The sequence below is a fragment of the Streptodolium elevatio genome, from assembly GCF_053592165.1.
Genome location: NZ_JBSFVE010000049.1, coordinates 1 through 24,641, shown reverse-complemented (window position 1 = coordinate 24,641; position 24,641 = coordinate 1). Strand labels below are relative to the sequence as shown.

The window sequence follows — 24,641 nt, the reverse complement described above, 5'->3', positions numbered from 1 at the left end:
ACCCCCCCGGGGGGGTCTTCCCTCGGGGGGTGTCGCCCCCGGCGCCCCCGCGGGGGGGGGGGGGCCCCCCCCCGGGGGCCCCCCGGCCACCGCACTGTCGCGCGGATGCGCGCGCCCGGCACCCGTTTGATGTGTAATTCCTACACAAACTTGGCGAGCCTTCGGCAGCACAGCGGACGTCGGCCGGGCTGCCTGCGGGCGCCGGTCAGCGGAACGTGTGCGTCCCCGGGAGCGCCTGGAAGGCACGCCCGTCCGGTAGCCGGACATCAGCCTCGGCACCCGGCGGCACGGTCACTTCGAGGACGAAGGCGTCGTCATCGATGCGCCAAGCGGAGCTGATCACGCCGTACGGCGACTCGAACTCCGCACGCGCCCGCGCGAGTCCGCCGCCCGGCTGAGGCGCGATCGTGAAGCGCCGGTAGCCCGCGCTCCCCGGGTCGGGGTCCGTGGGCGGCCGGATGCCCGCGACGTGCGTGTGCAGGAAGGAGATCACCGCCCCCTTGCTGTAGTGGTTGAGCGACGCGTGGGCTTTGCCGTTCGCGTCGATTCCGTTCCACTCCTCCCAGATCGTGGTCGCGCCGCGGTCGATCATGGTGAGCCACGACGGTTCGGTGTCCTGGAAGAGCAGGTCGTACGCGACGTCGAGGTGTCCTGTGTCGGCGAGTACCGGCAGCAGGTACGGGGTCGCGAGGAACCCGGTGCCCACGTGCGTGCCGGCGTCCCGGACGAGCTTCACCAGGCGGTCCGCGGTCGCCGCCCGCAGGTCGTCGGGGACGAGGCCGAAGGCGATCGCCCGGACGTAGGTGGCCTGCGTCGCGGGGGTCAGCGATCCGTCCTCGGCGATGTACTCGCTACGCCACGCGTGCAGCGCGCGTTCAGCCAGCAGACCGAAACGCTCGGCGTCGGCGTCGTCCCCCGTCAGCGCCGAGATCCGGGAGAGCAGCGCGGCGGACCGGTACAGGTAGGCGGTGGCGACGGCGCCCTGGTCGGCGGTCCGGAATGCCTGCCCGTCGGCCCCCGGCTCGCACCACTCCCCCCAGTGGAAGCCCCCGTCCCACAGGAACTCCTCGTGCGCGGCTGGCTCCGGACGGGCTGCCGCACGGTCGGGGTGGCGGCGCGTGCGGGCCCGCTCGGCGGCGAACTCCACCCAACGGACCATCATCGGACGGAACTCGCGCAGGATCTCCAGGTCCCCGTAGACCCGGTACAGCTCCCACGGCACGATCACCGACGCGTCACCCCACGCGGACGACCCGGCGAACTGGTCGAGCAGTTCGGGCGGGAGGTGCTGGACCGCGCGCCCGCCCGGGTCGGGGGCGAAGTTGGTGAGGCAGCCGTCGTCCCACTGGTCGACCGCAAGATCCCGCAGCCACTTCACGGAGAACCCGGCGACGTCGTAGAGGTACGCGGCGGTAGGCACGAACAGCATCCAGTCGCCCGTCCAGCCCGCGCGCTCGCGCTGCGGGCAGTCGGTGGGGATGTCGCAGGCGTTGCCCCGGAAGCCCCACACGGCCGCGTCGTGCAACTGGTTGAGGCGTTCGTCGCCGCACTCGAAGCGGCCGGTGGGCCGTAGGTCGGTGTGGACGACCACGCCGGTCACGTCGGCGAGGTTCAGCGGCTTCTCGGCGCCTTCGATGCGGACATATTGGAATCCATGGGTGGTGTGCCGCGGTTCGAACACCTCGCCCGGGCGTCCTGAACCGATCACACGGTCCACCTGGCCCGCCGACAGCAGGTCACCCGTCTGGAAGTCGACACCGCGCAGGTGCTCGGTGTCCAGGTCCCCGTCCGCACCCAGCGCTTCGCCGTAGCTCAGCGTCAGATCGGCATCGGCCGGCACGTTCAGCCGGACCCAGCCATTGATGTTCCGGCCGAGGTCGACCACCTGGACGCCCGACGGCAGCACCGCCACCGAGGCGGGGCGCACCTCCTCCACGCCTCGGACCGGAGGCGCGGGCGACGCCGTCAGTCGAGCGAAGTCGGCGTACAGTCCGTCGTTCGCGGTTCGGGCCTTGGCCCATCCCGCGCCATCGAATCCGGCCTCGGTCCAGCCGCGCTGCCTCCGACGCAGGTCGTCAGTCTGGCCGTCCATCAGGTCGGCCGAGGTGATCTCGCCGACCGCGGTCGTCCACGACCCGTCCGTCCCGACCACGGTGACCGAGTCGTCGAGATGGTGGGCATGCAATTGGCAGAGGAACCCCGTGCGTTCGCCGAAACTGTCGGCGAGGCGCATCGCCCCCGCCCGGCCGCGGAACCAGCCGTCGGTGAGCACTGCGCCGAGGGTGTTGTCGCCGGCGACGAGCAAGTCGGTGACGTCGTAGGCCTGCACGTGCAAGGTGTCGCGGTACGCGGTGAACCCCGGCGTGAGTTCGAGATCGCCCACTCGGTGTCCGTTGAGGAACGCCTCGTATACGCCGTGCGCCGTGGCGTACAGCCGCGCGCGGACGACACCGGACGGCAGCGCGAACTCGTGCCTGAACAGGTGGCCTGGGCGTGCGCCGGGTTCCGGCCGCGGTTCGGTCTCGTCGGGCTCGATCCACTGGGCCGACCAGTCGTCGGGGTCGAGGAGCCCGGCCTCCCACCACGAGGGCTCGGACCAAGCGCTCTCGCCGACGTCCGTCCAGACCTTGACCTGCCACACGACACGTTCGGCGGAAGCCGCCTCCGGCCCGGCGAACGGCACCAGAACGGACTGGTCGGACTCGACGCGTGCGGACTCCCACTCCTGGGTGCGTAGTTGATACGCGAACTGCCGGGACGAGCCGGACGGAAGTTGCCAGGACAGTCGGGGACGGCGCACGTGCAGGCCCAGCGGGGCTTCCAGATGCTCGACGCGCAGATGGGTGGGGGCGGGCATGTCACTCCAAGGCGTTAAATCGTTTCAAGCACGCATCCTGCGCCTTCGCCGCAGGGCACGTCAACGCCGGACGCGCTGGGGTGCGGCACCCGCATCGGCTCTATAGCGTAACCATGACACAAATTGTCCGGTTCGGCCACGAGCCCGGCAAGGTTCAAAGATCAGAGCCACCCGCGAAACGCAAATCCGACTCTGGCGCATGCAGATTCCGCCCGCTACGCTCCCGGCACAGCCCAGCCGTAGCACCGGTGAAACACAGGCCAACCGCATGAATCGATTCATGTCATTGGGGTAACAACTGGCACTGAGTGCCGCTGTGAACCATCGCTCAGCCCGCGGGGCCACGTCCGTCGGTGGTGGCCCTGTGGCCGGGGCAAAGCCTCGGCAGCCGCTCGGTCGGCTCTTCTCACCATCCGGAGATCCCATGTCCCAGTGCACCCCCCGGTACCCGAGTCCCGACCGGATCCGACCGTGACGGCCCCGACCGACCCGGCGGACAAGGCCGGCGCTGCCCCCCGCTCGGCCGCCGCGCTGGCCGGTGGGCTCATCGACGCGGAGGCCGAGCGCCAAGCGCGCCAGGCGGAAGCGCAGCGCCAAGTCCTCTTTGCCGACGAGCTTCTCCCCGGTGTCGGCGACGAGCAGTTGTCCGTTCGCCAGGGCCTGGCCGCCGGAGGTTCGGCGACGTTCCTCACCCTGACGACACTCGCCGCGATGGACGAACTGGAGGCCGCGACACTGACGGTGCTCGCGCCGGACATCCGCGACGCCTTCGGGCTCAGCGACGGCGCGATCGTCTTCATCTCCGCCGCGTCCGGAGCCTTCCTGGTGCTCGGTGCGCTGCCGATGGGCTGGCTCGCCGACCGCTGCCGCCGCAGCCGTGTGATCGGCTGGGCGGGTGTCGCGTTCTCCGCCATGGTGTTCGCGTGCGGCCTGGCCGCCAACGCGTTTCTCTTCTTCCTCGCGCGCTTCGGTGTCGGCGTGGCCAAGTCGAGCAACCTGCCGGTCCACGGTTCGATGATCGCCGACACCTACCCGATCGGCGTGCGGGGCCGACTGGCGGCGGTCAACTCCGGTGCGTCACGCACGTTCGGCGCACTCAGTCCCCTGCTGGTCGGCGCCATCGCCGCGCTGGCGGGCGGCTCGGACGGCTGGCGGTGGCCGTTCCTGATCCTCGGCATCCCCGCGCTGTTCATCGCCGTCTGGGCGTTCCGTCTCCCCGAGCCCAAGCGCGGACAGCACGAGATGAAGTCGGTGCTCGGCGAGGTGGTCGAGGACGCCAAGCCGATGCCGATCTCGGTCGAGGCGGCGTTCGCCCGGCTGATGCGCATCCGCACCATGAAGACGTCGATCATCGCGTTCTCGGCGCTCGGGTTCAGCCTGTTCACCAGCGGCATCCTGCAAAACCTGTGGGCGGACGACCACTTCGGCATGTCCACCTTCGAACGCGGCGTGTGGGGTTCGGTCGGCGGCGTCGCGGTCCTCGCCGCGCTCCCGTTCGCCGGGCCCGCGTACGACCGGCTCTACCGCCGCGACCCGTCGCGCGCCCTGGCGCTGCTCGGCTGGTTCATCCTGCCCGGCGCGGTGCTGATGCCGATCCAGTGGTTCATGCCGAACGGCGTCGCGTTCATGCTCGCCGGCATCCCGGCGGCGGTCCTGGCCATGGTGACGTTCGCCATGGTCGGCCCCGTCCTCGGCTCGATCGTGCCCTACCGCCTGCGCGGCCTGGGCAGCGCGCTGGCCGCCATCTACATCTTCTTCATCGGCGCCACCGGCGGTGCGCTGCTCTCCGGCCTCATCAGCAACGCCTACGACCCGCGGGTCGCAGCCTTGGTGGTGGGCGTTCCGGCGACGCTGGTCGGCGGCCTGATGCTGATCCGCGGCGCGTCCTTCATCAAGGGCGATCTCTCGCTGGTCGTGCAGGAGTTGCGCGAGGAGTTGGAGGAGCGCGACCGCCAGGCTGCGGCCCCGGAGCACATTCCGGTGCTCCAGGTGAACAACATCGACTTCTCGTACGGGCACGTGCAGGTGCTGTTCGACGTGGCCTTCGACGTCAAGCGCGGCGAGACGCTGGCTCTGCTCGGTACCAACGGGGCGGGCAAGTCGACGATCCTGAAAGCTATTTGCGGTCTCGGCACGCCGTCGCGCGGCGTCGTACGGCTCAACGGCCGCACTATCACCTATGTGGCGCCCGAGCAGCGCGGCCGCTATGGCATCCACCTGCTGCCCGGCGGCAAGGGTGTGTTCCCGGACATGACGGTGCGGGAGAACCTGGAGATGGCCGCGTTCCGGTTCCGCCAGGACCAGACGCACCGGGACGAGCGCTTCGCCTACGTCCTGGACCTGTTCCCCGACCTCGCCGACCGGCAGTCCCAGATCGCCGGGTCACTCTCCGGCGGCCAGCAGCAGATGCTCGCGCTGGCCATGGTGCTCATGCACGACCCCGAGGTGCTGCTTATCGACGAACTCTCGCTCGGACTCGCACCCGTGGTCGTGCAGGGCCTGCTCTCGATCATCGAACGGCTCAAAGCCGACGGGCTGACGATCGTCGTCGTCGAGCAGTCGCTCAACATCGCCCTCGCGATCGCGGACCGCGCGGTGTTCCTGGAGAAGGGCCAAGTCCGCTTCACCGGCCCGGCCCGTGAGCTCGCCGAACGCGACGACCTGGCCCGCGCGGTCTTCCTCGGCAAGGAAGGCGGCTGACGGCCATGGAAATGCCAACCCTGCAACTGATGTTCGACGGCGCGGTCACCGGCCTCATCATCGGCCTGCTCGCGATGGGCATCGTCCTCGTCCACCGCTCCACCCGTGTCATCAATTTCGCCGTCGCGAACATGGGCTTGGTGGGCTCGGTGCTGTTCGCGCTGCTCGTGGTGCGCTACCACGTGCCGTACTGGATCGCGCTGGCCGTGGCTCTCCTTGTCGGCGCACTCTTCGGCGCGATCGTCGACCTCGCCGTGGTACGCCGCCTGTTCAACGCACCGCGTGTCATCGTGCTGGTCGCCACCATCGGCGTCGCGCAACTCGCGCTCACCATCGTGACCGCATACCCGGATCTCGACGACTACACGACCTGGTCGTACCCCGTGCCCTGGACAGGGACGTGGTCGCCGGCCGACGATCTGCAGGTAACCGGGGCGCAGTTGAGTGTCCTGGTCACCGTTCCGGTAGCGGCGATCCTGCTCGCGTTGTTCCTGGGCAGGACCACCCTCGGCAAGACCGTCAAGGCCGCGGCCGGAAACCCGGAGCTGGCACGGCTCAACGGCATCAGCCCCAAGGCGGTCTCCACCGCTGTCTGGGCGGTCGCCGGCCTGCTCGGCACGCTGTGCCTGATCCTGATCTCCGCACAGAACCAGTCGCTGACCCAGGTCACCACACTCGGCCCCACCACGCTCTTGCGTGCCCTGGCCGCCGCGGTGATCGCGCGGATGGTGTCGTTCCCGATCGCCCTTGCATCCGGCGTGGTGCTGGGCCTGGTGCAGTCGTTCATCCAGTTCAACTGGCTGGACCAACCCGGCCTGACGGACCTGGTGTTCCTGGTCATCGTGCTGGTCGCGGTGTTCCTTGTCAGCCGGGGCCGCGACACCGAGGCGTCGGCGTTCTCCTTCGCCCCCAAGGTCAAGCCGGTCCCGGAGCGCCTTCGCGGCGTCTGGTGGGTGCGTCACATGGAACGCGCCACCCTGCTGTTCCTCGGCTTGGTCGCCATCGTCGTCCCGCTGGTGGTTACCCAGCCGTCCAGGCACTTGCTATACACGGTGATTTTGGCGTACGCGATCTGCGCGGCCTCGGTCACCATCCTCACCGGCTGGGCCGGGCAACTCTCCCTCGGGCAGATGGCGTTCGCGGGCTTGGGTGCCTTGACCGCGGCCTCGCTCAACCGCGGGCTGCACATCGAGTTCGGCGACACCGTGTACAGCTTCCGCGGGCTGACGTTCCCGGCCGCGGTACTTGTGGCGTCGCTGTTCACCGCGCTGCTCGCGGCGCTGGTCGGCGCGGGTGCGCTACGGGTGCGCGGACTGCTCCTCGCGGTCAGCACGTTCGCGTTCGCCGTCGCGGCCGAGCAATATCTCTACCGCCGCGATGTATTCCACGACGAGGGCACCACTACGGCGTCCTTCCCGCGCAGTTCGGCTTTCGGGATCGACGTGTCCACCCAACGTGCCTACTACTACCTGGTGTTGATCGTGCTTGCGGTCGTTCTGGTGATCGTCGCGCGACTGCGGAAGTCGGGTATCGGGCGTACCACGATCGGGGTGCGCGACAACCCGGCGACGGCGGCCGCGTACACGGTTGCCGCCGCCCGGGTGAAGCTGCGCACGTTCGCGCTGGCCGGCGGCATCGCCGGGCTGGGCGGCGCGTTGCTGGCGGGTGCGGTGCAGACTGTGCCGTACGCCGACAAGTACTTCCTCAGCCCCGACTCGCTCGCCCTGGTGTCGATCGTGGTAATCGGCGGACTCGGCTCGGTGTCGGGGTCGGTGCTCGGCGCCCTGTGGGTGATCGGTCTGCCAGCGATCTTCCCCGACAACGAACTGGTGCCGCTGCTGACGTCGAGTCTGGGACTGCTCATCCTGCTGCTGTACTTCCCCGGCGGCCTGGTGCAGATCGGCTACAGCGCCCGGGATGCCCTGCTGGCCTGGGCGGACCGGAAGCTGGGGCCCGCGCCTGCGGCGAAAGCGGTCACGACAGTGCCGAAGGGGCTCGCCCGAACCGCCCGTGTACCGCTGCCGCAGGACAAGCCGGTGCTGTCCACGTCAGAGGTACGGGTGCGATTCGGTGGGCGACACGCCGTCGACGGGGTATCCGTCGAAGTACGCCCGAACGAGATCGTCGGCCTGATCGGTACCAACGGTGCGGGCAAGTCCACCCTGATGAACGCGATCGGCGGGTTCGTCCCGGCCTCGGGACGCGTTGAGCTGCTGGGCCGGGACGTCTCGGGCGCGGCCCCTGCCGCGCGGGCCCGGCTCGGTCTCGGCCGGACCTTCCAGGCCGCCACCCTGTTCCCCGAGCTGACGGTCCGCGAAACCGTGCAGATAGCCCTGGAGGCACGCGGCCGGACCGGTCTGCTGTCCACCGCGTTGCACCTGCCGCACACGTTCACCCGGGAACGCGCCAAGCGCTCGGACGCCGACGACCTGATCGACTTCCTCGGTCTGGGTCGCTATGCCGACGCGTTCATCGGCGACCTGTCCACCGGAACCCGCCGCATAGTCGAACTCGCCGGTCTCCTCGCGCTCGACGCCCGGGTGCTGTGCCTGGACGAACCCACTGCAGGCGTCGCCCAGCGCGAAACCGAGGCGTTCGGGCCACTAATCCAGGAGATCCGCCGCGAGCTCGGCGCCTCGATGCTGGTCATCGAGCACGACATGCCACTGATCATGAGCATCAGCGACCGCGTCTACTGCCTGGAAACCGGCCACATCATCGCCGCCGGCAAGCCCGTCGAGGTCCGCAACGACCCCAAGGTCATCGCCAGCTACCTCGGCACCGACGAACGCGCCATCGAACGCAGCGGAACGGGTCCCAGCGCCCCGGACCCCGCCCGGACAGCGGACGCCGCGACACCCGCGTAACGCCGCACGACCGGGGACCCGAGCGCCAGTCCGGTGGGTCCACGCGTCGCCCACTCTGCCCAAGCCCATCTCCAGGAACGGATACCGAACACATGACATCGCACCGCACCAGACGGCACGCCGCCGTCGTCCTCGCCGCCGCGAGCGCCCTAGTGCTCGGCGCCTGCACAGCAGAGAACAAGGACGACGCCGACAAGGCGGGCGCCGGCAGTCCCGCCGCACCGCCGGCGCCGAAGATCGCGCCCGGCGTCACCGCCGACACGATCAAGATCGGCGTCACCTACCCCGACCTGGAATCCGTCAAGGCCTTCGTCAGCATCGACCACGGCGACTACGAAGCCGCGTACAACGCGCTGTTCAAGAAAATCAACGACGCGGGCGGCATCAACGGCCGCAAGATCCAACCGGTCTTCGGCAAGATCAACCTCATCTCACCGGCCGCCGCACAGGAGACGTGCGTCAAGCTCACCCAGGACGAGAAGGTCTTCGCCGTCCTCGGCAACTTCAACGGCGACGAACCGCTGTGCTACGTACAGACCAACAAGACCGCGGCCATCGGCGGCCAGCTCACCGCCAAGCGCTACGCCCAAGCCCAGGCGCCTTGGTTCAGCGACCTCCGAGGCGGCGACGAAGTCACTGATTCGATCGCCCTGTTCAACGCGGGCAACAGTCTCGTCGGCAAGAAGGTCGCGGTCCTCTCGAACGTCAACGAGCAGGCCCTGATGAAGGACGTGGTCATCCCGGGGCTGCAGAAGATGGGCGTGACGCCGGTGGAGACCGGCGTACTCGATGCCCCCGCGCAGGACGCTGCCGCGGTCGGGCAGCAGACCGGCGTGTTCATCCAGAAGTTCCAGTCCGCCGGTGCCGAGGCGGTCGTGGTGGTCGGAAGCATGGGCGCGTCGTTCCCGCAGGTGCTGGAGCAGACCAAATACCGCCCCCGGCTCCTGTTCACCGACTTCCAGCAGATCCAGGCGTACGCCAACGACAAGGGCAAGCACGACTTCACGACCCTGACCGGCGCCGGCGCGCTCGGCCTCATCGCCAACTGGGGCGAGGCGACCAACCAGGAGTGCATGACCACGATCGAGGCCGCGGCCCCCGCCTCCAAGGGCAAGCTGACCGTCGACCCGATGACTCTGCCCGCCGGCACGCCGACACCGCAGACCTCGGCCGGCGCCGCGTGCCGCAATGTGGCGCTGCTGAAGGCCATCGTCGAGAAGGCCGGCAAGGACCTCAACTACGAGACGTTCCAGAACGCCGGCTTCTCCCTCGGCTCCTTCCAAAGCCCGGGGAACGCCGACAAGGCCACCTACGCGCAGGCCACGCCCCACGGCGCGATCCCGGCGCGCCTGTACGTGTTCGACCCCGCGACGCAGAAGTTCGTGGTCAGCGCTTCTTGACTCGTCCGCGCGCCGCACCGCCCGCCGCCGCGCAGACGGTGCCGTCCGCCCGGCCTCGTGCTGCGGGGCCGGGCGGACGGACCCCTCTGCGGATGCTTCCCAGCCACACACGCGCACGCACCAAGGCCGCGATGGAGGCCCCTCCTTCCATCGGCCTCGCCCTTCTCTGAGCACGCCCACCGGCACTGGCCGTGTACCCAGGCGGTTGTGCCCTGCGCAGAAAGCGACAGAGTATGAGGATCATCCCCATGTCCCAACCGGACGCGTCTCCGGCCGACAGAGGCTCAAGTCTGAGTCGCCGCGGCTTCCTCGGCGCATCGGCCGGACTCGCCATAGCCGGTACGCTCTCGGGTTCCGCCCATTCCGCCGAAGCCCGGTCGACTGCCCCTGGCCCTTCAACCGCCGCGGCCACCACCGCCGGTTCCACGTTCCGAACTTCCCTGTCGGTCAGCCCGGATACCGAGACAGCACTCGCGCAGGTGGCCCTGACCGACGGGATCCGGACGGCCACGACCGTCGAAGGCGTCCAGCGACTGTTCATGGCGCACGGCTCCACCGAGGTCTTCGCGCGCATGGCCACGCGCCGCGACGCGCACGCCAACGGCGGCGAGCACGGGTACCGCCGGGTCCTCGAACGCGCCCGCCTGGCACGCAAGTTGGGCCTTCCCCTCAACGTGGAACTCGGTCTCTGGGCGGTCTACGGCGACGTCTCGCACCAGCCCGGCCCCGACTTCTCGGACTACCCGCTCATCCAGCTGCCCTGCCCCTGGGAGTCGCTGACGATCAACCAGATGGTGCAGGCTCTACGCCTGTACGGAGCCATGGCGGCCGGCCAGGTTCTCGGCACCGGGGTCCGGGTCAACGTCTGGGACCTCGGCAATGAAGTCGAGTTCGGCGTCGCGGGAGTCGCACCGCGCGGCTTCACCCCGTCGACCGCGTACTGGAGCTACACGGCGCCGGATGCGGTCGACCCCGCGATCGGCCAGATGGACGTCAACACCCTGCTGGTGGGCATGTCCGACAGCGCGCGGATCGCCTGGCTGCAAGCCCACCTGTGGCCGCACACCGGGCGGCTGCTCGCCGCTGTCGCCGAAGGCATCCGCTGGGTGGATCCGCAGGCCAAGTTCAGCACCCACACCAGCGTGATCGCCATGCAATACCCGGGCTTCGCCGAAGCGTTCTGGCAGGCCATGGCCGACGCGGGCTTCCAGGCCCACCAGTTGGGCACGTCGTACTACCCCACCTCGGTGCCCGTCGGCGACCAGCTCGCCGTCTTCAAGGCGTCCAGCCAGTCCCTGCACAGCACGTTCGGCAAGCAGGTCTTCATCGCGGAAGCCGGCTACCCCTCGGGCACGATGTCCCCGCCCTTGGAGTGGAACGCCGCGGTCGCCGGATACCCCCTGACCGCGCAGGGACAGTACGCTTTCCACCGCGACCTCGTCGCCTGGGGCGCACAGGACGGATGCCTGGCCGGGATCCGCCCGTGGGCCCCGGACTCCTGCGTCTCCTTCTGGCACCCCATGAGCCACTTCGCACCGAACGGCGGGGTCGCCACCGCCAAACCGGTCCTCAACGCGGTCACGGACGGACTGCGGGCGGCTGCCGGCTCGTAGACGGGTGAGCAACTCCTCCGAGACCGAGCACTGCGGTCTCGGCAGCCCTGGGGATGCGCGGCGCTTCACCGTGCGGCGCATCCCCAGGGGCCTGGCGCTTGATTCCGTCGACGAGGAAGCCGCTCGCTCATTTCCACACCACAGACATCGCCTGGTTCATGCCGGCCGTGTCGCTCGTCGGCGCCGTGCTCACCACCTTGGCAGTGCGAACGGTCATCAGTGCCTGGCCAGATGCCATGACCGTGGCTCGGGAGCCGAGCGAGGCCACCACTGTGCGATGGGGCGCTCGTTCGACGTCCCCGCCTGCTGCAGCATCAACCAATCGACGCGGTAATGCGACAGTCGCTGCATTGACTCGTCGGGCCCCCGCACCGCCCCCTCGCCGGGCGGGGAAGACTGCGCCTGCCGACTATGCCGTCCGCCCAGGTCAGACGGCCGATGTGGACTACGGCAAGATCTGCACCTGTGCTGCTTCGACTCGCGTACCTGGCCGTCACCAATGTCTTCGCGGCCGCGCGGCTGCTGCCGATGAGCGACCGGGACAAGGACACGGAGATCGTTGTGCTTCGGCATCAGCTGGCGGTTTTGGAGCGGCAGCTCGCCGGGGGCCGCGTGGCGTTCACCGCCAAGGACCGGGTGGTCCTCGCACCCTGCTGGTGCGCTGCCGCGGGACGTCCTGCGGCGGATGCGGCTGCTGGTCCAGCCGGACACGGTTCTCCGGTGGCACCGCGATTTGATGAAACGCAGGCATGCGCGCACCTGCCGGCCCAAGCGGCCCGGACGCCCGCCCACCGTGCGCTCGATCCGGGCCCTGGTGCTGCGGCTGGTCCGGGAAAAGCCGTCGTTGGGCTACCGTCGGGTGCACGGTGAACTCGCCGCGCTCAGTATCAAGATCGCCGCATCCACCATCTGGGAGATCCTCCGAGCCGAAGGCATCGACCCCGCACCCGGCCGCCACTCGACCACCTGGGCCGACTTCCTCCACTCCCAGGCCGACGCGCTGCCGGCCTGGGACTTCATCGAGACGGTCACGCTGAGCGGCCAGCGCCAGTACATCCTCGCGGTCATCGAGCACGCCACCCGCAGGGTTCGCGTCCTGGGCACCACCCCGCACCCGACCGCCGGCTGGGTTACCCAGGCGGTCCGGAACCTGGCCATGGACCTGGAAGACGCCGGAGCCACCGCGAAGTTCCTCATCCGCGACCGAGACGCCAAGTTCCCCACACTCGTCGACCAGATCCTCGCCGATGCCGGGATCCGCGTCGTACACACCGGCGTTCGGATACCGCGCATGAACTCGATCATGGAACGCTGGGTCCAGACCCTCCGCCACGAACTCCTCGACCGCACCTTGATCTGGAACGAACACCACCTACGCCGCGCCCTCCGCGAGTTCGAGACCCACCACAACACCCACCGGCCCCACCAGGCACTGCGGCAGGCGGCACCCCTGCATCCGGCACCCCACCCGATCACCGAACCCGACGAATTCCAGCGCCTACGCATACGCCGACACGACCGACTCGGCGGAATCATCCACGAGTACCGACATACGGCCTGACCAGGCCGGATGACAATTTCGGCAGGCGCACTGCCGGAGCACCTGCGGGTCGTAGGGCGACAGGTAGCGCTACAGCGCGAGGCGGGCGACCGGATCGACGGCCTGAACCTCGCGGAACACCGTCAGGCCGTGCGGACTCCTGGCCTCACTCGGGATGGGTCGCGTGGTACGCGCAGCCGCGCACCTTGCCGCCCGGCTCGCCGGGCGTGAACAGCCGACGCTGCGCCCACGTATCGGTCCGGGCCATCAACCCCGTTCGGGTGAGAACGAGTTCGCCGCACGCCGTGCGGGCAGCCGCCGTCGCACCGGCAAGACCGTGCGGAGCGAGTAGTTTGTCCGCCCGGCAGGTCTCGCCGAGACCTATCTCAGCAGAAGGGCTGAACGGACCTCAGTCGGTGCACGTATCGCGGGACGGAAGCGGAGGCCGGGTCTGGATTATTCTTGCGACGCCACCGGCGCGGGCCCTCCGTGAGCGACCGCGGTAATCACCGTGTCGAAGCGCATCGTCGCGTGCGAGGGTCGGTCGTAGCGGTCCCAGCGCGGCAGGCCGGAGTGGTTGGGGTCGCCGGTGCGGATGAACGATATCCACGCCCGGTGCATCGACTCCGCAAGCGCGTCCCTGATCCGCACATCCATGCCCGCCACGAACGGCGCATGCGACCACGCGTCGAAGTTGTCGAACACGAAGGGCAGTTCAAGGCAGTGCGGGGCGCCGAGCAGGCCGCCGTGCGCGGGGGCCTGGAAGTCGAACTCGTACGCCCACACCGGGCGGCCCCGCTCCGCGCGGGCGTCGGCGAACGCGAGTGTCGGCGTCCGGAACGCCTCGTCGGTGGTCAGGTCGATGAGGACGTCGATCGGCCGGGCGCCGGGGCGGGCAGCCGCGTACCCCTCGTACGCCTCGGTTGCGCCCTCGCCGAATGACTCCCGGGCGCGGCGCAGCACTTGCTCCTTTGTCGTCGCGGCGTACACCGGGTTGAGGGCGAAGCTGACGCGGCCTCCTCCCTCGTCCAGCCGACGAGGACATCGAGATCGGCGCCCAGCCCGTCGAGGAGGCCGTCCACGGGCTGCGTCGGCATCGTCGCGTCGCCGAGCACCGGAAGGAACGGGACGGCCCAGTGCCCCCATTCGGCGCCGGTCACGAGGAGTTCCACGGTGGCCTCGATCAGGCGCGGCCAGGGGACGCGGCGCGGCTCGTCGGCATTCTTGGCACCGGAGGCTCAGGAACGCCTCGGTGCGCGCGAGTGCCTCCGGCGGCGTGGACATGGGCATGCGGAGTGGGACGCTCTGGAGAACGGCACGGCGTATCAGAGGCCGCGCATCCGGGTGGCCAGCCAGTGTCGCAGTGGACAGGGCGCCGGCAGACTGGCCCGCGACGGTGATGTTGCCGGGGTCCCCTCCGAACGCGGCGATGTTGTCGTACACCCAGCACAGCGCCGCGAGTTGGTCGGTAAGCCAGACGTTCGCGTCCCCGTCGTCGCCGCCGTAGTAGAGGAATCCGAGGGGCCCGAGGCGGTAGTTGATGTTGACCACGACGATGTCGCCGTTGCGAGCGAACGTCTCGCCGGAGTAGTTGGGCATGGCGTTGGCCCCGGTGAGGAAAGCCCCGCCGTGGATCCAGACCAGCACGGGGCGGGCGGCGTCGTCGACTGCCCACCGGTCACGACACACACGCCGCTTCACACGCGCTGGACGCGGGCTGTCGCCTGTGGACGAGGCCCACAGCACCGGTCGCCTTGGGCCACGCATCGAACCCTCGGGACGAAATCGGCCACGCGGACAGCCGAAATCCGTCGGGCCCGGGGACGGCACCTTTCCGACGGGCCATCGCTGATGTGCCGCCCCGCAGGTCACCTCATCCGCTCGAGGCGTGCCTGAGCAGGGGCGCCCTGACTGCACGGAAATGCACTGAGCGTTGTTCGCCCTGCGTCCAAGGCGCTACTTGGCGACCTCCCGCACTCATCAAAAATCTCCTAGATCTGGCGACAGTCAAATTTCCGCGCTAACGTGCCGGGGACCCAGCCAGGTACACGAGGTACCGACCGCATGGCACGTGGCCGCCGACGACGCCGGACCACGTACGGCGGCATTTGACCCCTCCCGCTTCCCCGTCACGTCCACCAGCGCCCTTGGCGAGCCCGCTGAATCCATTAACCCCGTGATGCCGGACACGCGACGCCTGTCAGGCGCGCCAAGCCGCCGCACTCGTATCGGGGATGTTTCGCCTACGCGCTGCGCAAAGCCCCGAGGTGACCATGGCCATTCTCCGACTAGTCCTGCGGCGGCTCGTGTCGTCCGTGCCCTTGCTTTTCCTCGTCTCCGCGTTCACGTTCGTGCTGGTCTCGCTGGTTCCGGGGGATCCGGCGCGGACCATCGCCGGGCAGCACGCCACCGAGGAGCAGTACCAAAACGTCCGCGCCCAGCTGGGCTTGGACGAGTCCTTGCCGGTCCAGTACTGGAACTGGCTCGAAGGCCTCCTGCGGGGCGATCTGGGGGCGTCGCTGTTCAGCGGCGAGCCGGTCGCCACGCAGCTCAACAACCGCCTGCCGGTGTCCCTTTCGCTGATCATCGCCGCCACCATCGTGTCCGGGATCGTCGGCGTCGCACTCGGCGTGCTCTCCGCGCGGCGCGGCGGGGTGCTGGTCAAGTCGGTCGACGTCCTGTCTCTGCTCGGCCTTGCGGTGCCTGCGTTCTGGTTGGCTCTGGTGCTGATCGCGGTGTTCGGGGTGCAGCTTCGCTGGCTTCCGGTGACCGGGTACGTGCCACTGGCCGACAACCCGACGGAGTGGGCGCGTTCGCTGGTGCTGCCGGTGGTGTCGATGTCGGTGAGCGCGGTGGCGATCATCGCCAAGCAGACCCGCGACTCCGTCCTGGACACCATGACGAAGGACTTCATTCGCGTCATGGAGGCCAACGGCTTCCGGCAGCGGTCGATCCTGTACCGGCACGTGCTGCGCAACGCCGCCCTGCCAGTGGTCACCGTGCTCGGCGTCGTCATGGTGAGCCTCCTGGCCTCCACGGTGTTCGTCGAGACCGTGTTCGCGATGCCGGGCCTGGGCGGAGTGACGCAGCAGGCGACCGTCCAGCACGACATCCCGCTGATCCAGGGGGCCGTCCTCTACATCACGATCGTCGTGGTCGTGGTCAACCTGCTCGTGGACCTGGCCTACGGCCGGCTCGACCCGAGGGTGCGTGCCGCATGAACACCGCTTCCCCCCGCACCGCATCACCCGCAGCCACCCACGCACCGGCACCTACGCCTCCGGCGGCGCCGAAGAAGGCCGGGCTCGTCCGCCGTGTGCTGCGCAGACCTAGCGCCGTGGTCGCAACCGCGTGGCTGCTGCTGCTCGTCGTGGCCACCAGCGCTGCACCGATGTTCACTACCCGGGGCCCGTTGGAGCAGGACCTCGGCCACGTCCTCAAGGGCCCGTCGGGGAGCCATCTGCTGGGCACCGACGTGCTGGGCCGGGACCTGCTCAGCCGTCTTCTGTTCGGCGGCCGGTCCACCCTGGTCGCCGTCGTCGAGGCCCTGATCGTGTTCCTGGTCATCGGGGTCACCCTCGGTCTGCTGTCGGGCTACCGCGGTGGCTGGGTCGACTGGGCGATCACCCGCGGCGCGGAGCTGGTCTTCTCGCTGCCGGGCATCGTGATCGTCCTGGTCGTGCTGTCGGTGTTCCCCGGCAACCTGCACGCCGCGATGGTCACCTTCGGCGTCCTGGGCGCCCCGGGGCTCATCCGCATCCTGCGGTCGCAGACCCTCACCATTCGCGAGGAACTCTTCGTCGCCGCCGCCCGCGTGGCGGGCCTGAGCCACAGCCAGATCCTGCGCCGCCACGTGCTGCCCCGCCTGGCCAGCACCATCATCGTCCAGGCCGCGCTCTTCGCCGCGATCGTCGTTGTCATCCAGGCCGGCCTCGGCTTCCTGGGCCTGGGCGCACAGCCGCCCGCCCCCTCGTGGGGCGGCCTGGTCGCCGACGCTTCCCAAGCGATCGACCGCTCCCCGTGGATGCTGGTACCCGCCGGTGTACCGATGGTGCTGACCGTGGTCGCGCTGGCCGTGCTGGGCGACGCAATCCGCGACGCGGCGATCGAGAACTGGTCGATCTCCAAGGCAAGTTCACCCGCCCGCCGGACCGAATCCGCCGCTGTCGACAAGCAGAACGGCAGCCTGGGCGACACCGGGTCGGCCGCCGCCAAGCCCAGGGCTCCCGCCCCCGGCGCGCTGCTGTCGGTGCGGAACCTCACCGTGGAGATCGGCGGCACCCGCGTCGTCGACAACGTCAGCCTGGACCTCGCGCCCGGCGAAACGCTCGGCTTGGTCGGCGAGTCCGGCTGCGGCAAGTCCGTCACCTCGCTGGGCATCCTCGGCCTGATCCCCGGCGGCGGCCGCATCACCGGCGGTGCGGTGTACTTCGACGGCGTCGACGTCACCGGCTCCCGCGAGGCGATGGCGAAGATCCGCGGCACCGGCATCGCCTACGTCTCCCAGGAGCCGATGGTCGCCCTCGACCCCACGTACACCATCTGGCACCAGGTCGCCGAGGCGGTGCGCACCCACCGCGGCGGCGACCGCAAGGCCGCACGGGCACGCGCCGTGGAACTCCTCGAACGGGTCCACATCCCGAACCCCGAAGCCGTCGCCGCCCGCTACCCGCACCAGTTGTCCGGCGGCATGGCCCAGCGCGTGGCGATCGCGGTCGCCTTGGCCGGCGACCCGCGGCTGCTGATCGCCGACGAACCCACCACGGCACTGGACGTGACCGTCCAGGCCGAGATCCTCGGCCTGCTACGGGAGTTGCAGGAGACCACCGGCATGGCCGTCCTCCTGGTCACCCACGACTGGGGCGTGGTCGCCGACCTGTGCCGCCGCGCAGTGGTGATGTACGCCGGCCAGGTCGTGGAAGACGCCGAAGTGGAGGGCATGTTCGCCCAACCCCTGCACCCCTACACCGCCGGCCTGATGGCCGCCAACCCCCACAAGGCGGTCTGGGGCGAGCCGCTGCCGACGATCCCCGGCACGGTGCCGGCACCGCGCGACTGGCCGCGCGGCTGCCGTTTCGCAGCGCGCTGCAAGCACGCCACCGACGCGTGCACCGCGCAGCCGGTCGCCCTGACCCGGCCGGCCCCGGACCGGCTCACCCGCTGCATCCACGTCCCGTCCCTGCTCGAGGAGGGCAGCCTGCGATGACGCCACCGACCATCCTCGACGTCCGCGACCTAGCCGTGCACTTCCGCCAAGGCCGCAAGAACCCGCCGCTCCACGCGGTCGACGGCGTCACCTTCGCCGTCCGCGAGGGCGAAACCTTGGGCCTAGTCGGCGAGTCCGGCTCCGGCAAGTCGACCATCGGACGGGCGATCCTGGGCCTCAACCCGGTCCACTCCGGACAGGTCCGGTTCGAGGACCGCGACATCACCCGCGCCAACGCACGCATCAGGCGCGGCATCAGCTCCCGCCTGCAGGTGGTGTTCCAGGACCCCTACTCCTCGCTCAACCCCGCCCGCACCATCGGCCAGACCCTCGCCGAACCCCTCCTGGTCCACGAAAAGCTCGGCAAAGCCGAGATGATGACTCGTGTCACCGCGATGCTGGAGCGGGTCGGCATGCCGGCGGATGCGGCCGACCGCTACCCAGGGCAGTTCTCCGGCGGGCAGCGCCAACGCATCGCCATCGCACGCGCGTTGATGCTGTCGCCGAAGCTGGTGATCTGCGACGAGCCGGTCAGCGCCCTGGACCTGTCCATCCAGGCGCAAGTGATGAACCTGCTCGCCGATCTGCAACAAGAGTTGTCCCTCAGCTACCTGTTCATCGCCCACGACCTCCCGGTCGTGCGCCACCTGTCCCACCGCATCCTCGTGCTCTACCGGGGCCAGGTCCTCGAATCCGGTGACGCCGGCGCGGTGTACGGCAACCCGGCGCACCCGTACACCCAGGCCCTGATCGCCGCCGCCCCCGAACCCGACCCCACCGGCCAGCGCGCCCGCCGCCAGGCCCGGATCACCGCCGGCACGGGAACCGCCGCCGCGCCGAATAGCACCGGGTGCGTATTCGCGCACCGCTGCCCCCGTGTCATCGACGTCTGCCACGAACAGCGCCCCGCACTGGTCACGGTCGGCCCCGACCCCGTTGCCGGGTCGGAGCGCTCGGTGGCCTGCCACCGCGTCGTCGAACTGCCCGCGCCGAGCCTCGCCTCGGTCGACTGATCACCCCGGAGAAAGGCACGCACCATGCGCAGACGCAAGATCGGCACACTACTCGCGGCGCTGACCGCACTCGCCCTGGCCGCCACCGGTTGCGGCGGCTCGTCCACGAATTCGGGAGGGGATGGCACGCTGACGATCGTCACGATCAGCCCCCCGGCGAGCCTCGACCCCGCGAAGGCGAACGTCGGCTCGGACAACTGGTTCGTGAACCTCGCGTACGACACGCTCCTGCGGGTCGGCGAGGACGGTAAGACCCACCCCGGCTTGGCCACCGAGTGGGGCTACGTCGGCTCGGGGAACACCGACTTCGAGTTCAAGCTGCGGCCCGGGGTGAAGTTCTCCGACGGCACCCCAGTCACCGCCGAGGCGGTCGCCGCGTCGCTGAACTACGCCCGCCGGAACGGGCTCAACGTCTCGTGGACCTCCGCGATCGACTCGGTCACCGCCACCGGGCCGGACACCGTCCGCATCCACAACAAGTCCGCCAACCCGGTGCTACCGCGTCTGCTCGACCAGATCACCATGGTCGGCTCGATCATCAGCCCCAAGGGGCTGACCGACCCGAGCAAGCTGGGCACCCAGTCGTTCGGCGCCGGCCCGTACATCTTGGACGCCGGCCAGACCGTGTCCGGCGACCACTACACCTACAAGCCGAACCCCGAGTACTGGGACAAGTCGAAGATCCACTGGAAGAAGGTGGTCATCAAGGTCATCGCCAACCCGCAGTCGGCGCTCCAGGCGGTCAAGACCGGCCAGGCCGACATCACCACCATCGTGCCCGCGCAGGTCGACGGCGCGAAGTCCGGCGGGCTGGCAACCATCAACAGCCCCGCCGCGTTCATGGGCGTCAACCTCGCCGACCGGCAGGGCACCATCGCCAAACCGCTGAAGGACCAGCGGGTGCGACAGGCCCTGAACTACGCGGTCAACCGCGAGGCCATCGCGAAGGCGCTCTTCCAGTCGTACGGCGCCCCGACCACCCAGATCTCGATGCCCGGACTCGACGGCTTCGACGCCGAGTTGGACAAGCAGTACCCCTATGACCCGGCCAAGGCCAAGCAGTTGCTCGCGGAGGCCGGCTACGCGGGCGGGTTCTCCTTCGACATGGAGACCCAGAACATGCTCGGCATCGACCTGATCACCCAGGCCGTCGTCGAACAGTGGAAGCAGATCGGCGTAAACGCGAACGTCACCACCGACACCACCGTCGGACAGTGGCTGCAGAACGCCACATCCAAGAAGTTCCCCGTCCTCGGATTCGGCTACGGCGGCGCGCCGACCTACCTGATCGCCCTCGACTGGATGCTGCCGCACGCCACCGCGTTCAACCCCTTCGCCACCGAAGACCCCGCACTCAGCACCAAGCTCGCCGCCGCGGCCGCGGCACCGCAGGAGCAACTGCCCGCGCTCTACCGGGACGTCATGCGGTACGTCGTCGACCAGGCGTGGTTCGTCTCCGTCGTCCGCATGGACGGCATCTACGCCTTCAACGACAAGAAGATCACCGGGTTCAAGTACGCCCCCAGCTACCTGCCCGACGTCGCCTGGGAGACCCGCCCCACCAAGTAGCACTCAGCGTGCGGGCGGCACACGTCCTCCGCCGCCCGCACGCTCCTCTCCCGTCCCCCAAACCCAGAGGCCACACGGCTCTACACCGTCCCGACTCCGCCGCACCCGTCGTCGGACCCGCTCACGCCCGCTGCTTCGCCTGCCCCGCCAGACAGGAGACGAGCCCCATGGAACGCAGGAAATTCCTTGCCCGCACCGCCACGGCCGCCGGCGGGTCCGCCCTGCTCGCCGGACCGTTCCAAGGCCTGATCGCGTCCGCACACGCCGCACCCCAAGGCCCCCACAAGCCCCCCAATCCCGGAGCGCTGCAGCCCGTGCCGGACGAGCGAGACGGCCAGGTCCGCCTGCACCTTCCACCAGGCTTCACCTACCGGTCCTTCTCCGCGGTCGGCGACCCGATGAACGACGGGCACCCTGCGCCCGCCCGGCCCGACGGCATGGCCGCATTCCGCGGCTGGGCCGGCGCCACCGTGCTGGTCCGCAACCACGAAATCCCCGGCACCCCAGGTGCGTTCGGCCACCTGTCCCAGGCCTACGACCTGCTCGGCGGTGGCGGCACCACCACGCTCATCGTCGACCGGCACGGCCGCCTGACCGACCAGCGCGTCAGCCTCAACGGCACCATCATGAACTGCTCCGGCGGACCGATGCCCTGGGGCGCCTGGGTCACCTGCGAGGAATCCGTCGACGGCCCCGACGTGAAAAGCCCGATCCCGGGCGCGGACAACAGCAAACTGACGCAGAAGCACGGCTACCTCTTCGAGGTCCCGGTCCGCGGCCGCGCCACCGCCCGGCCGATCCGCTCCGCGGGCCGGTTCCAGCACGAGTCCGCCGTCTTCGACCCCCCGTCCGGCGCGCTGTACCTGACCGAGGACAACCCGCTGTTCCCCTCCGGGTTCTACCGCTACCTGCCCCCGGTCCACCCGATGCGCGCCGGACACATCCTCGACGGCGGCCGCCTGCAGATGCTCGCCGTCACCGGCACCCCCCGCGCGCAACTCCAGCTGGGCCAGCAAGCCGGCGCGAGCTACCGGACCTCGTGGGTCGACATCGAGGACCCCGACCCCACCTTCGCGCCCAGCGCCACCTGGTTCGACGCCTCACCCACCGTCGCCCGCGAAGGCCACGCCAAGGGCGGCGCGGTCTTCTCCCGCCTGGAAGGAGCCGCCTACGAGAACGGCACCGTCTACTTCGTCTCCACCCAGGGCGGCGACGCGGCACCCGGCGACGAGTTCCCGCCCGGACCCGGCGGCCTGACCGCGTTCGGCGCCGGCCGCGGCCAGGTGTGGGCGTACGACATCCGCAGCGAACGCCTGCGCCTGGTCTACCAGTCCCCGCACTCGACGGTCCTCGACATGCCCGACAACATCGCCGTCAGCCCCCGCGGCACGCTGATCCTGTGCGAGGACGGCGAGAACGAGAACTACCTGCGTGGCCTCACCGCGCACGGCACCCTGATCGACATCGCCCGCCTCGCACCGGTCCCCGGCGACCCCGACGCCGAGTTCGCCGGCGCAACCTTCGACCCCGACGGCCGCACCCTCTACGTCAACATCCAGTCCAAGGCCGGCTGCACCATCGCGCTGCGCGGCCCCGGACTGTAACGCTGCTCGGCCGCGTGCCCCGCCAGGGCACGCGGCCTACCCGAAAGGGCGTCCGGACCGACACCCGTCCCGCCCTAGGGAGTGTCTTCAAAGTCCCGTCGGTTAGCCCGCGGGCCGTGGTGCGTGCGATCGCAAGGCGCGGGCCGCGGCTCGGCCTGGGTTTGGCTTGGGAGGGCCCCCGGGCCCGGCGGCAAGGCCCGTAACGCGGCGAGCGTGCGTGCCACGGCCCGCGGGCCCGGGGGGAGTTTGTGACACGACCTAGTTCCCCCGCACGACCAGCCCAACACCCGGTGCGTCGCCGCCCGCACAGGCGGCGCCCGTCGTCCGTCCCCGAACACGGGCCGGGGACGGACCTGGGTGACCTGCCGCCTTATGGAGGGGTAGCCGCAGGCCACCCGGCGCGGGGCGCGGCCCGGATCACGGGGACCGGCCGTGCCCCGCGCCCCTCCGGCGCCGCATCCAGACGCCGCACCCGTGTCCGGCCAGGCCCGCCGCTCCAGGCGCGCATCACCGCAAGGAAAGGGCACCCACGTGATCTTCGAGACAACGCACGGCCGCATCCAGGGCACGGCAACCGGTTGGGGTGCAGTGGCCAAGGGCATCCCCTTCGCCGCCTCCCCCACCGGCGAGCTGCGCTTTTGCCCTCCGCAGCCACCCGCGGCCTGGCCCGGCGTACGGGCCGCGACGCAGTACGGCCCCGCCTCGCCGCAGCCCCACGACCCGCTGTTGCAGGAGATGTTCGGCCTCGACGGATTCGCCACCGACGAAGCCGGCTGTCTGACCCTCAACGTGTGGACCCCCGCCCCTGCCGGGGCTCCCGCCACCGCAGCCACCGGTTCCGGTGATGGTGCAGCGGCACGTCCGGTGCTGGTATGGCTGCACGGCGGCGCGTTCATCACCGGCTCCGGCTCCGACCCCGTCTTCGACGGCAGCCGCCTGGCCGAACGCCGCGACGTCGTCGTCGTCACCGTCAACTACCGCCTCGGCGCCCTGGGCTACCTGTACCTGGGCGACGTCCTCGGCCCGGACTACGCACAGTCGGGGAACCTGGGTCTGCTCGACCAGATCGCGGCACTCGCCTGGGTGCGCGACAACATTGCCGCGTTCGGCGGCGACCCGGGCAACGTCACCGTCGCCGGGCAGTCCGCCGGCGCCATGAGCACCCTGGCGCTGATGACCGCCCCCGCCGCGGCTGGGCTGTTCCACAAGGCCATCGTGCAAAGCGGCAACCCCGAGCACGTCACCACCCCCGATGCCGCGACCGCGGTCACCCGCGAACTGCTGGACGTCCTCGGCCTCGACGCCGACTCCGCAGCCAAGCTGCGCGACACGCCCGCCGACGAGCTGATCCGCGCCCAGCAGGTCGTTCAGGACGCGATGATGAGCCGCGTCGCCGGTGTTCAGCTGCCGTTCGCGCCGGTCGTCGACGGTTCCACCCTGCCGCGGCCACCCCTGGACGCGCTGCGCGACGGCGCCGCCAAGGACATCTCCCTGATCGTGGGCGCCAACCTGGAAGAAGCCCGTCTCTTCCTGCTGCTCAGCGGGCCCCAGGCCGCCGACGAGGAAGTCCTTGAACCGGTCTTCGCCTCTCGCTACACCGACCCGTCCCAGGCCCTGGCGGCGTTCCGCGCCGTCGAACCCGACACCTCCCCCGGCGGGCTGCTTAACGCGCTGATCAGCGAGCAGATGTTCCGCGCACCCACCAGGCTCGCCGCCGCCACCCACGCCGTGCACACCCACCAGGTGTGGCAGTACCTGCTCACCTGGCGCTCCACCGCTATGAACGGCCACTTGGGCGCCTGCCACTCCGTGGACCTGCCGTTCGTGTTCGACAACCTCCACCAGCCGGGCGCCGCGGTATTCACCGGCCCCGACGCGCCGCAGAGCCTCGCCGACGCCATCGGCCAGGCGTGGGCGTCCTTCGCCCACACCGGAGACCCCGGCCCTGCCTGGCCGCGGTACGACGACGCGACGGGAACCACGATGATCTTCGACACGCAAAGCGCCGCCGCGGAGGACCCGCTGCGCCACCTGGACCGGCTGCGGTCCGCACCTCAGCCGTAGGGCACCCGCCCTCATCACCGGACGGCTCAGCCCTGGCGGCTCACCCGAACCGAGCGGGGTCCGGCCCCGGAGGTCGCATGAGCACGATCGTCCTCACCGCTGGCACCAACAACTAAGGGTTGTCCCGTAAGTGCTGGTCGCGGGTGAGATGATCTTGGTGTGGCTGGTGTGATCACGGCGTCGGAGCCGTCCTGGATAGCCCCGTTCA

General features: G+C 70.0%; 12 protein-coding genes and 1 pseudogene. 11 read left to right on the top strand and 2 right to left on the bottom strand.

The genetic code is table 11. From position 1 onward, the window contains the following. Positions 1 to 205: 205 nt before the first annotated feature. Positions 206 to 2,857, bottom strand: a complete 2,652-nt coding sequence (locus ACWD12_RS40215; RefSeq protein ID WP_450103820.1) for a family 78 glycoside hydrolase catalytic domain — start codon at positions 2,855 to 2,857, stop codon at positions 206 to 208. Between the two features lie 471 nt (positions 2,858 to 3,328). On the opposite strand from ACWD12_RS40215, the gene ACWD12_RS40210 reads away from it, so the two are divergent. The 5 genes and pseudogenes from ACWD12_RS40210 to ACWD12_RS40190 all read left to right on the top strand — a co-directional run bounded on the left by ACWD12_RS40210 (position 3,329) and on the right by ACWD12_RS40190 (position 12,998). Beyond that, complete coding sequence (locus ACWD12_RS40210; protein WP_450103819.1) at positions 3,329 to 5,557, top strand: MFS transporter; 2,229 nt, start codon at positions 3,329 to 3,331, stop codon at positions 5,555 to 5,557. Positions 5,558 to 5,562: 5 nt separating this feature from the next. Then, complete coding sequence (locus ACWD12_RS40205) at positions 5,563 to 8,424, top strand: ABC transporter permease subunit (protein ID WP_450103818.1); 2,862 nt, start codon at positions 5,563 to 5,565, stop codon at positions 8,422 to 8,424. Between the two features lie 92 nt (positions 8,425 to 8,516). Then, positions 8,517 to 9,824: an ABC transporter substrate-binding protein gene (locus ACWD12_RS40200; protein WP_450103817.1), complete on the top strand. Its 1,308-nt coding sequence runs from the start codon at positions 8,517 to 8,519 to the stop codon at positions 9,822 to 9,824. 479 nt (positions 9,825 to 10,303) lie between these two features. Further along, positions 10,304 to 11,437 (top strand): glycosyl hydrolase 53 family protein, encoded by a 1,134-nt coding sequence (locus ACWD12_RS40195; protein WP_450103816.1) that lies wholly within the window; start codon positions 10,304 to 10,306, stop codon positions 11,435 to 11,437. Positions 11,438 to 11,902: 465 nt separating this feature from the next. Beyond that, positions 11,903 to 12,998, top strand: a pseudogene (locus ACWD12_RS40190) (integrase core domain-containing protein). Positions 12,999 to 13,433: 435 nt separating this feature from the next. On the opposite strand, the gene ACWD12_RS40185 reads toward ACWD12_RS40190, so the two are convergent. After that, complete coding sequence (locus ACWD12_RS40185; protein ID WP_450103815.1) at positions 13,434 to 14,666, bottom strand: carboxylesterase family protein; 1,233 nt, start codon at positions 14,664 to 14,666, stop codon at positions 13,434 to 13,436. Positions 14,667 to 15,250: 584 nt separating this feature from the next. Between ACWD12_RS40185 and ACWD12_RS40180 the strand changes: the two genes are divergently transcribed. The 6 genes from ACWD12_RS40180 to ACWD12_RS40155 all read left to right on the top strand — a co-directional run bounded on the left by ACWD12_RS40180 (position 15,251) and on the right by ACWD12_RS40155 (position 24,433). Beyond that, positions 15,251 to 16,198 (top strand): ABC transporter permease, encoded by a 948-nt coding sequence (locus tag ACWD12_RS40180; RefSeq protein WP_450103814.1) that lies wholly within the window; start codon positions 15,251 to 15,253, stop codon positions 16,196 to 16,198. Positions 16,199 to 16,314: 116 nt separating this feature from the next. After that, on the top strand, positions 16,315 to 18,183 hold the full coding sequence (locus ACWD12_RS40175; protein WP_450103813.1) for a dipeptide/oligopeptide/nickel ABC transporter permease/ATP-binding protein: 1,869 nt from the start codon (positions 16,315 to 16,317) through the stop codon (positions 18,181 to 18,183). Then, positions 18,180 to 19,196 (top strand): ABC transporter ATP-binding protein, encoded by a 1,017-nt coding sequence (locus ACWD12_RS40170; protein WP_450103812.1) that lies wholly within the window; start codon positions 18,180 to 18,182, stop codon positions 19,194 to 19,196. Before ACWD12_RS40175 ends, ACWD12_RS40170 begins: the two co-directional genes overlap by 4 nt. A gap of 24 nt (positions 19,197 to 19,220) precedes the next feature. After that, positions 19,221 to 20,765, top strand: coding sequence for an ABC transporter substrate-binding protein (locus ACWD12_RS40165; RefSeq protein ID WP_450103811.1), 1,545 nt, complete (start codon positions 19,221 to 19,223; stop codon positions 20,763 to 20,765). A gap of 167 nt (positions 20,766 to 20,932) precedes the next feature. Continuing rightward, the gene (locus tag ACWD12_RS40160; protein WP_450103810.1) at positions 20,933 to 22,369 is read left to right on the top strand and encodes an alkaline phosphatase PhoX; all 1,437 of its coding nucleotides are present in this window, start codon (positions 20,933 to 20,935) and stop codon (positions 22,367 to 22,369) included. Positions 22,370 to 22,900: 531 nt separating this feature from the next. Continuing rightward, on the top strand, positions 22,901 to 24,433 hold the full coding sequence (locus tag ACWD12_RS40155) for a carboxylesterase/lipase family protein (RefSeq protein WP_450103809.1): 1,533 nt from the start codon (positions 22,901 to 22,903) through the stop codon (positions 24,431 to 24,433). Positions 24,434 to 24,641: the final 208 nt, after the last annotated feature.

Coding starts and splice junctions, on each gene's coding strand:
- ACWD12_RS40170 (WP_450103812.1), top strand. CDS start 18,180: ATGACGCCACCGACCATCCTCGACGTCCGCGACCTAGCCGTGCACTTC.
- ACWD12_RS40205 (WP_450103818.1), top strand. CDS start 5,563: ATGGAAATGCCAACCCTGCAACTGATGTTCGACGGCGCGGTCACCGGC.
- ACWD12_RS40160 (WP_450103810.1), top strand. CDS start 20,933: ATGGAACGCAGGAAATTCCTTGCCCGCACCGCCACGGCCGCCGGCGGG.
- ACWD12_RS40180 (WP_450103814.1), top strand. CDS start 15,251: ATGGCCATTCTCCGACTAGTCCTGCGGCGGCTCGTGTCGTCCGTGCCC.
- ACWD12_RS40165 (WP_450103811.1), top strand. CDS start 19,221: ATGCGCAGACGCAAGATCGGCACACTACTCGCGGCGCTGACCGCACTC.
- ACWD12_RS40200 (WP_450103817.1), top strand. CDS start 8,517: ATGACATCGCACCGCACCAGACGGCACGCCGCCGTCGTCCTCGCCGCC.
- ACWD12_RS40215 (WP_450103820.1), bottom strand. CDS start 2,857: ATGCCCGCCCCCACCCATCTGCGCGTCGAGCATCTGGAAGCCCCGCTG.